Source organism: Streptomyces microflavus (genome assembly GCF_014650075.1).
Taxonomy (GTDB): Bacteria; Actinomycetota; Actinomycetes; order Streptomycetales; family Streptomycetaceae; genus Streptomyces; species Streptomyces microflavus.
In genome coordinates this window covers 806,093-819,678 of record NZ_BMUG01000002.1, presented here as the reverse complement: position 1 = coordinate 819,678, position 13,586 = coordinate 806,093, and the positions used below count along the sequence as shown (strand labels likewise).

The following is a 13,586-nucleotide window of genomic DNA, read 5'->3' as shown; positions in this document are numbered from 1 at the left end:
GCCGCGCGTCCGGGTCACGGACGGCGCAGCGCGTCGGCCGCGGCGGTGGCCGCGGGCCCTGCCGCCAGCTCGGTCTCCAGCAGCTGCTTGCCGAGCAGCTCCGGGTCCGGGAGCTCCATCGGGTACTCACCGTCGAAGCAGGCGCGGCACAGGTTGGGCTTGTCGATCGTGGTCGCCTCGATCATCGCGTCGATCGAGATGTACGACAGGGAGTCGGCCCCCATCGAGGTGCAGATCTCGTCGACGGTCATGCCGTTGGCGATCAGCTCGGCGCGGGTCGCGAAGTCGATGCCGAAGAAGCAGGGCCACTTGACCGGCGGCGAGGAGATCCGGATGTGGATCTCGGCGGCCCCGGCCTCGCGGAGCATCCGGACCAGTGCGCGCTGGGTGTTGCCGCGGACGATCGAGTCGTCGACGACCACCAGGCGCTTGCCCTTGATGACTTCCTTCAGCGGGTTCAGCTTGAGCCGGATACCGAGCTGGCGGATGGTCTGCGAGGGCTGGATGAAGGTCCGGCCGACGTAGGCGTTCTTCACCAGTCCGGCGCCGAACGGGATACCGCTGGCCTCCGCGTACCCGATCGCGGCGGGGGTGCCGGATTCCGGGGTCGCTATGACCAGATCCGCCTCTGCGGGGGCTTCGGCGGCCAGTCGGCGGCCCATCTCCACCCGGGAGAGGTAGACGTTCCGGCCGGCGATGTCGGTGTCGGGACGGGCCAGGTAGACGTACTCGAAGACACAGCCCTTGGGCTTCGCTTCTGCGAATCGGGAGGTGCGCAGGCCGTTCTCGTCGATGGCGACGAGCTCACCCGGCTCGATCTCGCGTACGTAGCTGGCGCCGCAGATGTCGAGCGCGGCGGACTCGGAGGCGACCACCCAGCCGCGCTCGAGCCGGCCGAGTACCAGCGGGCGGATGCCCTGCGGGTCACGGGCGGCGTAGAGGGTGTGCTCGTCCATGAAGACGAGCGAGAACGCGCCCTTGACGTCGGGGAGCACCTTGGCGGCGGCTTCCTCGATGGTGAGGGGCTTGTCGTTCTCGTCGCGCTGCCCGGCGAGCAGTGCGGTCACCAGGTCGGTGTCGTTGGTCGCGGCGACCTGGGTGGCGCGGCCGTCCTTGCGGGGGAGGTCGGCGACCATCTCCGCGAGCTGGGCCGTGTTGACCAGGTTCCCGTTGTGGCCGAGGGCGATCGAGCCGTGCGCGGTGGCACGGAACGTCGGCTGCGCGTTCTCCCACACCGAGGCACCGGTGGTGGAGTAGCGGGCATGACCGACCGCGATATGGCCCTGGAGGGAACCCAGAGACGTTTCGTCGAAGACCTGCGAGACCAGTCCCATGTCCTTGAAGACGAGGATCTGGGACCCGTTGCTCACTGCGATGCCCGCGGATTCCTGTCCGCGGTGCTGCAGGGCATACAGTCCGAAATAGGTGAGCTTGGCGACCTCTTCACCCGGAGCCCAGACACCGAAGACGCCACAAGCGTCCTGGGGGCCTTTCTCTCCGGGGAGCAGGTCGTGGTTGAGTCGTCCATCACCACGGGGCACGGCACCGAGTGTAGGCGAGATCGACCACTGGTCCGAATTGGGGACCGGTCGGCAAAGCCGGGGCGGAGCACGGGGAACGGGTCGGCCCGTCGCGCCGGGCGGGCGATTCGCGGGACTTCGGCCGGTGACCCTGTGTGACCATCGTCCGAGCGCCGGGGTCCCCGGGGAGCGGCTGCGGCGCTCACTCCCGGGCCGGGGACCGGTTACCGGCCGGTAGGGACCCGCCGCGGCGACCGGTTGGCGGCCTTCCGGCCGTGGCGCTCGGTGAACCTGCCCCGGGCCCGCCCCGGCCGCTGTCCGAACGCTCGTTTCGTGGTGAGCCTCACACCGGGGAGCCGGGTTCAACCCTGTTCCTGGGTGCCCTCGCTCTTCGCCGGGGCGGCCGTGGCGCCGATGCCCTTGCCGTCCTTCGACGTGACGGTGAGCGTGCTGCCCTTGATCGTGTACGTCGCCGGGCCGTCCAGGGCCGCGAGTACCGCGCGCTCCACCTCCATCTCGGCCTCCGGGCACATCTTCCGGGTGCCGGCCGGCGGGCCGAAGTCGATCGTGGAGCCCTTGACCGCCGCCTTGCCGTGGAAGGAGTTGCAGCCGGAGTTGCCGTGCACCGTGCCGTCCTCGCCGAAGGTCAGGTGGGGCACCCGCTCCTTCGGCAGATCGGCGGGGACGGTGGTCGCCGTCTCTCCGCTGAGGAGCGTGTTCACCGCCCACCGCGTGCCCACCAGGTCGGCCGGCTTCTCCTCGCTGAGTGCGATGGTGTCGCCGCCCTCGGTGGTGAGGGTCAGCTTCTCGCCGGAGAGCTTGGCGGTGACTTCGCCGTCCATCGCGGCGAGGGCGGCCTTCTCGGCCTTCTCGGTGGTCTCGTCGCACGCCATCTGCGTGGAGACGGGCTTGCCGAAGGTGATCCGGTCGCCCTCGACGCGGGCGTCCGCGCTGATGTGGTTGCAGCCGAAGCCGGCCTTGGCCCGGCCCTTCGGGTCGATCTCCAGCCGGGAGCCCTCCGGGGCCCCGGTCTTCTTCCCGCCGACGGTCAGGGAGTCGACGCTCCACGCCACCCCCGTGACGGGCACATCGCTCTGCACGGTGTCGCTGCCGTCACCGGAGCCGGAGCCGGAACCCGACTCCGTACCGCAGGCGGCGAGGGTGAGGAGGGCCAGGACGCTGACGCTGACTGCCATACGTTGTGTGTGCATGGCGATGTGACGGAACGGGGCCCCGATCCGGTTCCGTCGCCTTGTGTCCGTCAGCCCATCAGGGGCAGCAGCTCCGCCAGATCGGCGCGCTCGCCACTCGCGCTGACCTCGGCGTTCTCCAGGGCCCGCGCCCACTCCGTACGACCGGTGGCGAGGCGGATCCAGGTCAGCGGGCCGGTCTCCACGACGTTGGGCGGGGTGCCCCGGGTGTGCTTGGGGCCGCCGATGCACTGGACCACCGCGAACGGCGGGACGCGTACCTCGACCGAACCGCCGGGCGCCCGGTCCGCGAGGGCGTCCGCCAGCAGCCGGGTGCAGGCGGCCAGGGCCTGCCGGTCGTACGGGATCTCCGTCCCGAGCGCCTCGTTGAGGTCGTCGGTGTGGACGATCAGCTCGACGGTCCGGGTGACCAGGAAGTCGGCCAGCCGCATGGTGCCGACCCGGGTGGGCAGCAGCCGCTCCCCCGTGCCGGAGGCCGGGACGTCCGCGAGGAACGCCGCCTCGACCTCCCCGTACAGCGCGGTGAGGTCGGGGCGGCCGGTCGCCAGGTCCTCGACGTCCTCCGCGATCCGGGCGGCGTAAGCCGAGGTCGCGGGCGGCCACTCCAGGAGCGTGAGGCCGGGCTTGGGTCCCGGCGGCTCCGGCACGGCCAGGGAGCGGCTCACGCTGCCCAGGACCATCGCGACATGCGCGGCGAGCTCGCGGACCGTCCAGTCGCCGAGCCGGGTCGGCCGGGCGAGCTGCTCGGGCGTCAACTCGGCGACGGCGTCACGGACATGGGCGAACTGGGCGAGGACCGCCGTCCGGGTCCTGAGGTGGTCGTAGGCGCGCGGGCGCTTCTTGGCCGGGGGCATGGGGCCGAGACTAACGGGCCCCACTGACATCGGTGCCGACGGTGAACTCCTCGCCGTTCGCCGGGACCCCGACACCCCGCCAGGTGAACGGGATACCTCGGGCCGAATCCGGATCCGGGCCGTCCATGAGGTGGAAGTGGAGGTGGGGTTCGGTGGTGTTGCCGGAGTTCCCGACACGGGCGATGGGCTGTCCGGCCCGGACGGTGTCCCCGGCCCTCACCTGGAGCGAGCCGCGCTGTACGTGGGCGTAGACGGCGTACGTGCCCTCCCCTAGGTCCAGGATCACGTGGTTGCCGATGATTGCCCGCGCGCCGAGCATGTCCCGTACGCCGCCCTCGATCAGCATCAGATAGGCGAGCGCGGGCAGCGAGTTGCGGCTCAGGTGGTCGCGCCGGCCGTCGCTCGCCCGGACGACCGTGGCGTCGGCCACCGCGAGCAGCGGGGCGCCGAAGGCCGGGAAGTCGCGGTTGCGCCGGACGACCGGCCAGAACAGGCGGAACGGGGGGGCGGGCCGGGGACTCGCCGTCAGCGGTCTCCGGCTCGGCCACGATGTCGATCGCGTACGTCTGCCCGTACACGTGCGTCCCGTGGCTCGGGACCTTGTCCGCCGGGCTGTTCAGGGCGGACCAGCGGCCGGTCACCGGCGGATCGACCTCCACGGCGGGACGGTCCTTCAGCGCCTCCTTCGGTCCGCTGCGGCTCAGCGCGAACCCGATGGCCACGGCCACGACCGCGGGCACGAAGGTCAGGCCGAAGGGCAGCAGCGGCTCGGCGAAGACCCCGATGAGCACCAGCGCCACGAAGACGAGCCAGCACACGCGGTAGAGCACCATCAGGGCTTTGCGGACGGACATGGCTCTGCGGACGGACATGATCACTTCCCCCTGTTTCCGGTCGGTTCTACGGCCTCGCCGCCGCCAGCACCACCAGCAGCGGCACCACCCGGGCGGCCGGCACCTCGTACCGGCCGCGGCCGGCCGTGTGGAGCCAGCCCGCGCCGGTCAGCTGGCGCAGGTGGTGGTAGATCTGGCCGGTGGTGCCGACCGCGTCGAGCGCGGCCAGTTCGGCGGCGGTACGGCGGCCGCCGAGGATCTCGCGGAGCAGGCGCAGCCGTACCGGGTGGCCGAGCGCGGCGAGCGAATCCGCCGTCGCCGACGCGCCGTCGGGCCGCTCCTCGTCGCCCGTGCCCTCCTCTTCGAGGAGGGCGCCGGTGAGGGCCCCGTACTGCCACTCGTACTGCTCGCCGGTGGGCAGCCGGACCGCTCCGGTGAAGAGCACTCCCCCGTCGGCCGCGGCCTCCCCGACGTCGGCGAGCTGCTGTTTCAGCCCGTTCAACGCCCAGAAGTCGCCGTCGCCCAGGCGGGGGGACTCACGGTCCTGCCGCTCCAGCGCCGTGAGCCGCCTCTCCAGCTCGGCGACCCGCTGCTCCAGCTCCATGACACCAACCTTACGTAATTACGTAATTCCCATCAAGAGGGTTCGCGAAGGTTCGGGGAAGGCCGAAGCCCCCGCCCCGGATGGCCCGGGGCGGGGGCTTCAGACGTACGCGCGACTGCTCGGCTCAGGCGAGCAGCGCGGGGATCGTCGCCTCGTGCGCCGTACGGAGCTCGCTCAGCGGAATGCTGAACTCGCCCTGGATCTCGATCTCTTCGCCGTCCACGACACCGATGCGGGCGACGGGCAGACCCCGTGCGCCGCACATGTCGTTGAAGCGGAGCTCCTCGCTGCGCGGGATCGAGACGACCGCGCGCCCCGCCGACTCCGAGAAGAGGAACGTGAACGTGTCCAGGCCGTCCGGCACGACCAGCCGGGCACCCTTCCCGCCGCGCAGGCAGGACTCGGTGACCGCCTGGATCAGGCCGCCGTCGCTCAGGTCGTGCGCCGCGTCGATCATGCCGTCGCGGGAGGCGGAGATGAGGATCTCGGCGAGCAGCTTCTCCCGGCCGAGGTCCACCTTGGGCGGCAGGCCGCCGAGGTGCTGGTGGACGACCTCGGACCAGGCCGAGCCGCCGAACTCCTCGTGGGTGTCGCCCAGCAGGTAGAGGAGCTGGCCCTCTTCCGCGAACGCGACCGGCGTACGCCGGGTGACGTCGTCGATCACACCGAGCACGGCCACGACCGGCGTCGGGTGGATCGCCGTCTCACCGGTCTGGTTGTAGAGCGAGACGTTGCCGCCGGTGACCGGGGTGCCCAGCTCCAGGCAGCCGTCCGCGAGACCGCGGGTGGCCTCGGCGAACTGCCACATGACGTCCGGGTCCTCGGGCGAACCGAAGTTCAGGCAGTCCGAGATGGCGAGCGGCTTGGCGCCGGAGGCGGCGACGTTGCGGTACGACTCCGCCAGCGCGAGCTGCGCGCCGGTGTACGGGTCGAGCTTGGCGTACCGGCCGTTGCCGTCGGTCGCCATCGCCACGCCCAGGTTCGTCTCGGCGTCGATGCGGACCATGCCCGCGTCCTCGGGCATCGCCAGCACGGTGTTGCCCTGCACGAAGCGGTCGTACTGGTCGGTGATCCACGCCTTGGAGGCCTGGTTCGGGGAGGCGACCAGCTTCAGGACCTGCTCGCGCAGCTCGGCCGCGTTCGCCGGGCGGGCCAGCTTTCCGGCGTCGTCCGCCTGGAGCGCGTCCTGCCAGGACGGGCGGGCGTACGGGCGGTTGTAGGTCGGGCCCTCGTGGGCGACCGAGCGCGGCGGCACGTCCACGATCTGCTCGCCGTGCCAGAAGATCTCCAGCTGGGAGCCCTCGGTCACCTCACCGATGACGGTGGCGATGACGTCCCACTTCTCGCAGATCTCCAGGAAGCGGTCGACGTGCTGCGGCTCGACGATCGCGCACATGCGCTCCTGCGACTCGCTCATGAGGATTTCCTCGGGCGAGAGGGAGGAGTCGCGCAGCGGCACGGTGTCCAGCTCGACGCGCATACCGCCGGAACCGGCCGAGGCCAGCTCGCTGGTGGCGCAGGAGAGCCCGGCGCCGCCGAGGTCCTGGATGCCCGCGACGAGCTTCTCCTTGAAGATCTCCAGGGTGCACTCGATGAGGAGCTTCTCCTGGAACGGGTCGCCGACCTGGACGGCGGGGCGCTTGGCGGGGCCGGTGGACTCGAAGGTCTCCGAGGCCAGCACGGACACGCCGCCGATGCCGTCGCCGCCGGTGCGGGCGCCGTACAGGATGACCTTGTTGCCGGGGCCGGAGGCCTGCGCGAGGTGGATGTCCTCGTGCTTCATCACGCCGATGCAGCCGGCGTTGACCAGCGGGTTGCCCTGGTAGCAGGCGTCGAAGACGACCTCGCCGCCGATGTTGGGCAGGCCCAGGCAGTTGCCGTAGCCGCCGATGCCCGCGACGACGCCCGGCAGGACGCGCTTGGTGTCGGGGTGGTCGGCCGCGCCGAAGCGCAGCGGGTCGACCACCGCGATCGGGCGGGCGCCCATGGCGAGGATGTCGCGGACGATGCCGCCGATGCCGGTGGCCGCGCCCTGGTAGGGCTCGATGTACGAGGGGTGGTTGTGCGACTCGACCTTGAAGGTGACCGCGTACCCCTGGCCGACGTCGACGACGCCCGCGTTCTCACCGATGCCGACGAGCATCGCGTCGTTGGCGGGGACCTTCTCGCCGAACTGCTTGAGGTGGACCTTGCTGCTCTTGTACGAACAGTGCTCCGACCACATCACCGAGTACATGGCGAGCTCGGCGCCGGTGGGACGGCGGCCCAGGATCTCGCGGATCCGGGCGTACTCGTCCTCCTTGAGGCCGAGCTCCTTCCAGGGCTGCTCGGCGTCCGGGGTCTCGGCCGCGTGCTTGACCGTATCCAGGCTCATGCGTTGACCAGCTTCTTGATGATCGAGGTGAAGAAACCGAGGCCGTCGGTGCGGCCGGTGCCGATGAGCGGCTCCACGGCGTGCTCCGGGTGCGGCATCAGGCCGACGATGTTGCCCGCCGCGTTGGTGATGCCCGCGATGTCGCGGAGCGAGCCGTTGGGGTTGCCGTCCAGGTAGCGGAAAGCAACGCGGCCCTCGGCCTCCAGCTCGTCGAGCGTGTGCTCGTCGGCGGTGTACCGGCCGTCCATGTTCTTGAGCGGGACCTGGATCTCCTGGCCGGCGCTGTAGTCCGAGGTCCAGGCGGTCCCCGCGTTCTCCACCCGCAGCTTCTGGTCGCGGCAGATGAAGTGCAGGTGGTTGTTGCGCAGCATCGCGCCGGGCAGCAGGTGCGCCTCGGTCAGGATCTGGAAGCCGTTGCAGATGCCGAGGACCGGCATACCGGCCTTCGCCTGCTCGATGAGCGGCTCCATCACCGGCGAGAAGCGCGAGATCGCACCGGCCCGCAGGTAGTCCCCGTAGGAGAAACCGCCGGCCAGGACGACCGCGTCGACCTGGTGTAGGTCCTTGTCACGGTGCCAGAGCGATACGGGCTCGGCACCCGCGATCCGGACGGCCCTCAGCGCGTCCTGATCGTCGAGGGTGCCGGGAAAAGTGACGACGCCGATACGGGTGGTCACTTCTCCTCCTCCACCTTCACGGTGAAGTCCTCGATGACGGTGTTGGCGAGGAAGGTCTCGGCCATCTCGTTAATACGGGCGAGGGCGGCGTCGTCCACCGGCCCCTCGACCTCCAGCTCGAAACGCTTTCCCTGACGAACGTCCGCGATTCCCTCAAAGCCGAGACGGGGCAGCGCACGCTGCACCGCCTGTCCCTGCGGGTCGAGGATCTCCGGCTTGAGCATGACGTCGACTACGACGCGTGCCACTGGCACTCCCGGTGTGGTGGTGTGGTGCGGCTGTCTCTCCGGGGGGTTCCCCAGACCCCCGCGGGTCCACTCAGCGTACCTGGCCGAAAATTCTACGCGGGTAGATATCGGACGGAACGGACGTGGGGCACAGCCACCGGCGGCTCGGCGCAGATCACGCCCGGATATCGGCCGCGACAACGTGCGAGAAAAGTCCTGGGAAAAAATCACCCGCCGGATTGCGCACGGACACGCGGATGTAATTGGCTGGGCTTCACAATGCGGTACCAACCGCTGTACAAATGATTACCGGGGAAAGCAGCATTGCCCCGAGAACACCGGAACTGTCGACATCAGTCGATCCGTATCCGCCTAACAGCCGGAAGGCCGGCCCACCGGCGCACGCCCGACGCGCCGACGCCGTAGGAAAGGACCGATATCCGTGGCCCAGCGCGTAGTGGTTACGCTCTCCGACGACATCGACGGGGGAACAGCGGCGGAAACGGTCACCTTCGCCCTGGACGGGAAGACGTACGAGATCGACCTCAATCCCGCCAACGCGAAGAAACTGCGGAAGGCCCTGGCCCCTTACGTGGCGGCCGGCCGAAAGCAGACAAATGCCAGTAAGCACGGCAGGACCCCCGCGTCGTACCACCACACCTCCCTCGCCCCGGACCCCGCGGCCGTCCGCGCCTGGGCCCGCTCGCACCGGATGGAGGTGCCGGCCCGCGGCCGGATCCCGAAGAAGGTCTACGAGGCGTTCAACGCGGCCGACTGAGGTGCGGGCCCCGGGGCTCCGGCCCCGGGGGCGGACGCTCCGTCAGGCGGGGTGCACAGGCGCGGGACCGGGGCCGGGGGAACCGCTCCGGGGGACCCGCCGGGAGCCGACTTGCGCGACACCCCTGCAGGTCGGCTAGAGTCTGGAGCACGCCGAGGGGCGAGGCCGAAAGGCCGGATCCCGAGCCGCGTGCGGGTGTAGTTCAGTAGTAGAACATCCCCCTTCCAGGGGGAAGGCGCAGTGTGCAATTCCTGTCACCCGCTCTGCACGACTCTTCAGACCACTCCGTTGGATCAGGTAGAGTAGTGCTCGCTCCACCGGTGAAAGCCGAGTGGTTGCACTGCGGACGTAGCTCAGTTGGTAGAGCGCAACCTTGCCAAGGTTGAGGTCGCCAGTTCGAACCTGGTCGTCCGCTCCACAGAGACAAAGGCCCTGACCGATTTCGGTCAGGGCCTTTGTCGTTCCCCGGACTTCGTCTCACCACTGCTCATGACGTTTGTCATGAGCAGTGGTGACAGCGCGCACTGCTCGCGAGCCCGGTCCGGCGGAAAGCTTGAAGCATGACCAGCGAAGACTTTCTCAGCGACCGAACGACAGGTGGCCCGGCAGACGCGGAGACGGTGATCGCGGCGAACGGGGTCCGCCGCAGCTACAAGGACGGCTTCGAGGCCGTTTCCGGGGTCTCCTTCTCCGTGGCCCGCGGCGAGCTGTTCGCCCTGCTCGGGACGAACGGCGCCGGCAAGACCTCCACCGTGGAGCTCCTGGAAGGGCTGGCGCTCCCGACCTCCGGGACCATCAAGGTCCTCGGCCACGACCCGTACCGCGAACGCGCCGCCGTCCGGCCCCGGACCGGGGTGATGCTCCAGGAGGGCGGCTTCCCCTCCGACCTCACCGTCATGGAGACCGCGCGGATGTGGTCGGCGTGCACCACCGGCGCCCGCCCCGCCGCCGAGGCCCTGGAGATGGTCGGCCTCACGAGCCGGACCGGGGTGCGGGTCAAGCAGCTCTCCGGCGGCGAGAAGCGGCGCCTGGACCTGGCGCTCGCCCTGACCTCGCGGCCCGAGGTCCTCTTCCTGGACGAGCCGACGACGGGGCTGGACGCCGAGGGCCGGCGCGACACCTGGGACCTGATCCGGGCGCTCCGGGACGGCGGCACGACCGTACTCCTGACCACGCACTACCTGGAGGAGGCCGAGGCGCTCGCGGACCGGCTGGCGATCATGCACCAGGGGCAGATCGTGACGGCCGGGACGACCGCCGAGGTCACCGCGTCGCAGCCCGCCAGGATCCGGTTCACGCTGCCCGACGGCGTACCGGCAGGGCACCTTCCGCTCACGCTGCGGGCGGCCGCCGAGGGGCAGCGGATCGAGATCCGCACCCCCGCGCTCCAGGAGTCGCTGCACGAACTGCTCGGCTGGGCAAGGGAGTCGGGCGTGCAGCTGCTCGGGCTCGACGCCCGTTCCGCCTCCCTGGAGGAGGCGTTCCTCCAGATCGCGAACACGCAGCTCCGCTCCCGGGCCGACGACCCGCGCCGGGCCGGGGCCAAGCCCATGGACGAGACGAAGAAGAAGGTGACGGCATGACGACGCCCACCGTCCTCGCGGACGACCGCACGGCCCCCGGCCGCTCCCCCTCATCCCCCTCGAAGGCCTCCGCCTCCGTCCGGCGGCTCACCGCCCTCGCCCGCGCCGAGCTGATCCTGCTGGTCCGCAACCGGTCCGCGATCTTCGTGGCCCTGGTGCTGCCGATCGTGATGATCTTCTCGATCCGGGCCTCGCTCCAGCAGATCGACCTCGCCGGCACCGGTCTCTCCATCGCGGGCGCGGCCCTCACCGGCGGCATCGGCATCGTGCTGGTCCAGGTCGTCTACATGACCCTCGTCACCGGTTACGTCACCCGGCGCGAGGAACTCGTCCTCAAGCGGCTGCGGACCGGTGAGGTCACCGACCGCGAGATCCTGGCCGCCAACGCGCTGCCCGCCGTCGCGCTGGCGCTCGTCCAGGTCGTGCTGCTGGTCGCGGCCGGCGCGGTCGCCTTCGACCTGAGCGCGCCGAAGCGGCCCGAGCTGTTCCTGGCGGGTCTGCTGGTGGGTCTCGTGATGATGTCCGGCCTGGCGGCCGCGACCTCCGCGGTGACCCGGACGGTCCAGACCTCGCAGCTCACCACGTTGCCGCTGTTCTTCGTCTCGCTCTTCGCCTCCGGGATCTTCGTCCCGCTGGACATCTTCCCGGACGGCCTGGCCTCGGTGTTCGAACTGCTGCCGCTGACCGGCGTGATGACCCTCATCCGGCACGGCTGGCTCGGCGGTGTGGAGGGCGGCGACCTGCTCACCGCGGCCGTGGCGGCGCTGGCCTGGACCGCGTTCGCGGTGTTTGCTGTGCAGCGGTGGTTCCGCTGGGACCCGCGCGGCTGAGCGCCGGAATCCGGTCACGGCCACGGCCACGGGGACGACATGAAGGAGCTGACCGAGGTGATCGGGCAAGTACGGGGCTGGCGGCGCGGCTGGACGGAGCGCACCAAGCTCCAGCGCATCGACCTCTACACCCGGGTCACGCTCTGCGCGCTCCCCTGGATCTTCCTCGTGTCCTGGGGTCTGCTGCCGCTCGGCGCGACCCTGGACCGCGGCCCGGCGGCGATGGCCCTCGGCGGAGCGTTCTTCGCCGTGAACGCCGTCCAGTGCCTGCTGAGCAACCGCAACGTGAGCCTCTCCTTCGCCCACTACCGGGGGTCGGAGCCCTTCCCGATGCGGCGGCTGCGGCTGCCGGCCGCACTGCTGGCGGTGCTGACCGGCCTGCTGGTGGCCCTCGCGGCGGTGGGCGGCATCAAGGACGAGGGGCTGGCCCTGCTGGTGCTGGACCTGCCGGTGGCGTTCACGATCCCGTACGTGCTCCTCGTCCCCGTCCGGACGTACCTGCTCCACTGCGCGGCCTTCGCGGTGGCCCTCGTCGCGCTGCTGGCGGCCGTCGGAGTACCCGGCGGCCTGCTGTTCGGGGCGGCCCTCTCGCTGGTCGTCGTCTTCCTGCTGGTGCTCACCTCGACCCGGCCGAGCGCCTGGAGCATGAGCGTGATGTGGCAGGCCGAGGACGCACGGGACATGCAGGCCCGGCTCGCGGTGGCGGAGGAGCGGCTACGGTTCGGCCGGGACATGCATGACGTGCTGGGCCGGAACCTGGCGGTGATCGCGCTGAAGAGCGAGCTGGCCGTGGAGCTGGCCCAGCGCGGCAACGCGGCGGCCGTGGACCAGATGGTCGAGGTGCAGCGGATCGCCCGCGCCTCCCAGCAGGAGGTACGCGATGTCGTACGGGGCTACCGCGAGGCCGACCTGCCCACCGAACTCCTGGGCGCCAAGGGTGTACTGGAGGCCGCCGGGATCTCCTGCACCGTCGAGGGCGCCGACGGCCCGGCGGGGATCGGGGCGCCCCCGGCGATCCAGGCGGCCCTCGGCTGGGTGGTCCGCGAGGCGGCGACCAACGTCCTGCGCCACGGCGACCCCCGGCACTGCGTGATCCGTCTCACCACGGCGGCGGGCGCGGTCGTCCTGGAGGTGGAGAACGACGGGGCGGGGGCGGCCCCCGAGGTGGGCGGCGGCTCCGGTCTGGCCGGGCTGCGCGAACGGCTCGCGGCCCTGGGCGGGTCGCTGGAGGCCGGAGCGGCCGGGGACGGCCTGTTCCGCGTCACGGCGACGGTCCCGCTCACGGCTCCGCGCGGCCTCCCCTCCCCCGCCCCACGATCCATCTCTCCGGAGGAACGATGACCACCCGCAGCCTTGCCGCCCTCCCGGAGGAACGATGACCACCGACCGTACGGCCCTCCCGGAGGAACGATGACCACCCGCAGCCTTGCTGCCGCCCTCCCGGAGGAACGATGACCACCGAAGGTCCGGACCGGCCCCTGCGGGTCCTGCTCGCCGACGACGAGCACCTGATCCGGGGCGCCCTGGCCGCGCTGCTCGCCCTGGAGGACGACCTCATCGTGGTCGCGGAGGCGGCGAGCGGCCCCGAGGCGCTCGCGATGGCCCTGGCGCACCGCCCCGATGTCGCCGTCCTCGACCTCCAGATGCCGGGCGCGGACGGTGTGAAGGTCGCCACATCGCTCCGTACGGAACTGCCCGGCTGCCGCACCATGATCGTGACCAGCCACGGCCGCCCCGGGCACCTCAAGCGGGCGCTGGCCGCCGGCGTACGCGGGTTCGTCCCGAAAACCGTCAGCGCCCGGCGGCTCGCCGAGATCATCCGTACCGTCCACGCCGGAAACCGTTATGTCGACCCTGAGTTGGCGGCCGACGCCATCTCCGCCGGGGACTCCCCGCTGACCGCCCGGGAGGCCGAGGTGCTCGAACTGGCGGCGGACGGGGCGCCGGTCGCGGAGATCGCGGAGCGGGCCTCGCTCTCGCAGGGGACCGTGCGCAACTACCTGTCCTCCGCCGCCTCCAAGATCGGTGCGGAGAACCGGCACACGGCCGTGCGTCTCGCACGCGAGCGGGGTTGGGTATAGTAAGCAGCGCGCTT

The 13,586-nt window shown here is 71.0% G+C and carries 12 protein-coding genes, 2 tRNA genes and 1 pseudogene; 7 read left to right on the top strand and 8 right to left on the bottom strand.

Annotation, left to right across the window (positions count from 1 at the left end):
- Positions 1-14 precede the first annotated feature (14 nt).
- The 8 genes and pseudogenes from purF to purS form a co-directional block, all read right to left on the bottom strand.
- Positions 15-1,541, bottom strand: a complete 1,527-nt coding sequence (gene purF / locus IE264_RS08820) for an amidophosphoribosyltransferase (protein WP_015610115.1) — start codon at positions 1,539-1,541, stop codon at positions 15-17.
- Positions 1,542-1,882: 341 nt separating this feature from the next.
- Positions 1,883-2,731: an META domain-containing protein gene (locus IE264_RS08815; RefSeq protein WP_032760114.1), complete on the bottom strand. Its 849-nt coding sequence runs from the start codon at positions 2,729-2,731 to the stop codon at positions 1,883-1,885.
- 50 nt (positions 2,732-2,781) lie between these two features.
- Positions 2,782-3,585, bottom strand: coding sequence for a maleylpyruvate isomerase family mycothiol-dependent enzyme (locus IE264_RS08810; protein ID WP_032760115.1), 804 nt, complete (start codon positions 3,583-3,585; stop codon positions 2,782-2,784).
- Between the two features lie 10 nt (positions 3,586-3,595).
- A pseudogene (locus IE264_RS08805) lies at positions 3,596-4,439 on the bottom strand (M23 family metallopeptidase).
- Positions 4,440-4,485: 46 nt separating this feature from the next.
- Positions 4,486-5,022 (bottom strand): ArsR/SmtB family transcription factor, encoded by a 537-nt coding sequence (locus IE264_RS08800; RefSeq protein ID WP_032760117.1) that lies wholly within the window; start codon positions 5,020-5,022, stop codon positions 4,486-4,488.
- Positions 5,023-5,146: 124 nt separating this feature from the next.
- Positions 5,147-7,396, bottom strand: a complete 2,250-nt coding sequence (gene purL, locus IE264_RS08795; RefSeq protein WP_032760118.1) for a phosphoribosylformylglycinamidine synthase subunit PurL — start codon at positions 7,394-7,396, stop codon at positions 5,147-5,149.
- A complete protein-coding gene (gene purQ, locus IE264_RS08790) occupies positions 7,393-8,073 on the bottom strand; it encodes a phosphoribosylformylglycinamidine synthase subunit PurQ (protein WP_031126283.1) in 681 nt (226 codons plus the stop codon). Before purQ ends, purL begins: the two co-directional genes overlap by 4 nt.
- Positions 8,070-8,321 (bottom strand): phosphoribosylformylglycinamidine synthase subunit PurS, encoded by a 252-nt coding sequence (gene purS / locus IE264_RS08785; RefSeq protein WP_015610108.1) that lies wholly within the window; start codon positions 8,319-8,321, stop codon positions 8,070-8,072. Before purS ends, purQ begins: the two co-directional genes overlap by 4 nt.
- A 421-nt stretch (positions 8,322-8,742) precedes the next feature.
- On the opposite strand from purS, the gene IE264_RS08780 reads away from it, so the two are divergent.
- The 7 genes from IE264_RS08780 to IE264_RS08750 all read left to right on the top strand — a co-directional run bounded on the left by IE264_RS08780 (position 8,743) and on the right by IE264_RS08750 (position 13,572).
- The gene (locus tag IE264_RS08780) at positions 8,743-9,078 is read left to right on the top strand and encodes a histone-like nucleoid-structuring protein Lsr2 (protein WP_032760119.1); all 336 of its coding nucleotides are present in this window, start codon (positions 8,743-8,745) and stop codon (positions 9,076-9,078) included.
- 191 nt (positions 9,079-9,269) lie between these two features.
- A tRNA-Gly gene (locus IE264_RS08775) sits at positions 9,270-9,341 on the top strand.
- A gap of 79 nt (positions 9,342-9,420) precedes the next feature.
- Positions 9,421-9,496 (top strand) — tRNA-Gly (locus IE264_RS08770).
- Positions 9,497-9,638: 142 nt separating this feature from the next.
- Positions 9,639-10,661, top strand: a complete 1,023-nt coding sequence (locus IE264_RS08765) for an ABC transporter ATP-binding protein (RefSeq protein ID WP_015610106.1) — start codon at positions 9,639-9,641, stop codon at positions 10,659-10,661.
- Complete coding sequence (locus IE264_RS08760) at positions 10,658-11,491, top strand: ABC transporter permease (protein ID WP_032760120.1); 834 nt, start codon at positions 10,658-10,660, stop codon at positions 11,489-11,491. The genes IE264_RS08765 and IE264_RS08760 overlap by 4 nt, the downstream gene beginning before the upstream one ends.
- 39 nt (positions 11,492-11,530) lie before the next feature.
- A complete protein-coding gene (locus IE264_RS08755) occupies positions 11,531-12,832 on the top strand; it encodes a sensor histidine kinase (RefSeq protein ID WP_032760121.1) in 1,302 nt (433 codons plus the stop codon).
- A gap of 110 nt (positions 12,833-12,942) precedes the next feature.
- The gene (locus IE264_RS08750; RefSeq protein WP_015610103.1) at positions 12,943-13,572 is read left to right on the top strand and encodes a response regulator transcription factor; all 630 of its coding nucleotides are present in this window, start codon (positions 12,943-12,945) and stop codon (positions 13,570-13,572) included.
- Positions 13,573-13,586 lie beyond the last annotated feature (14 nt).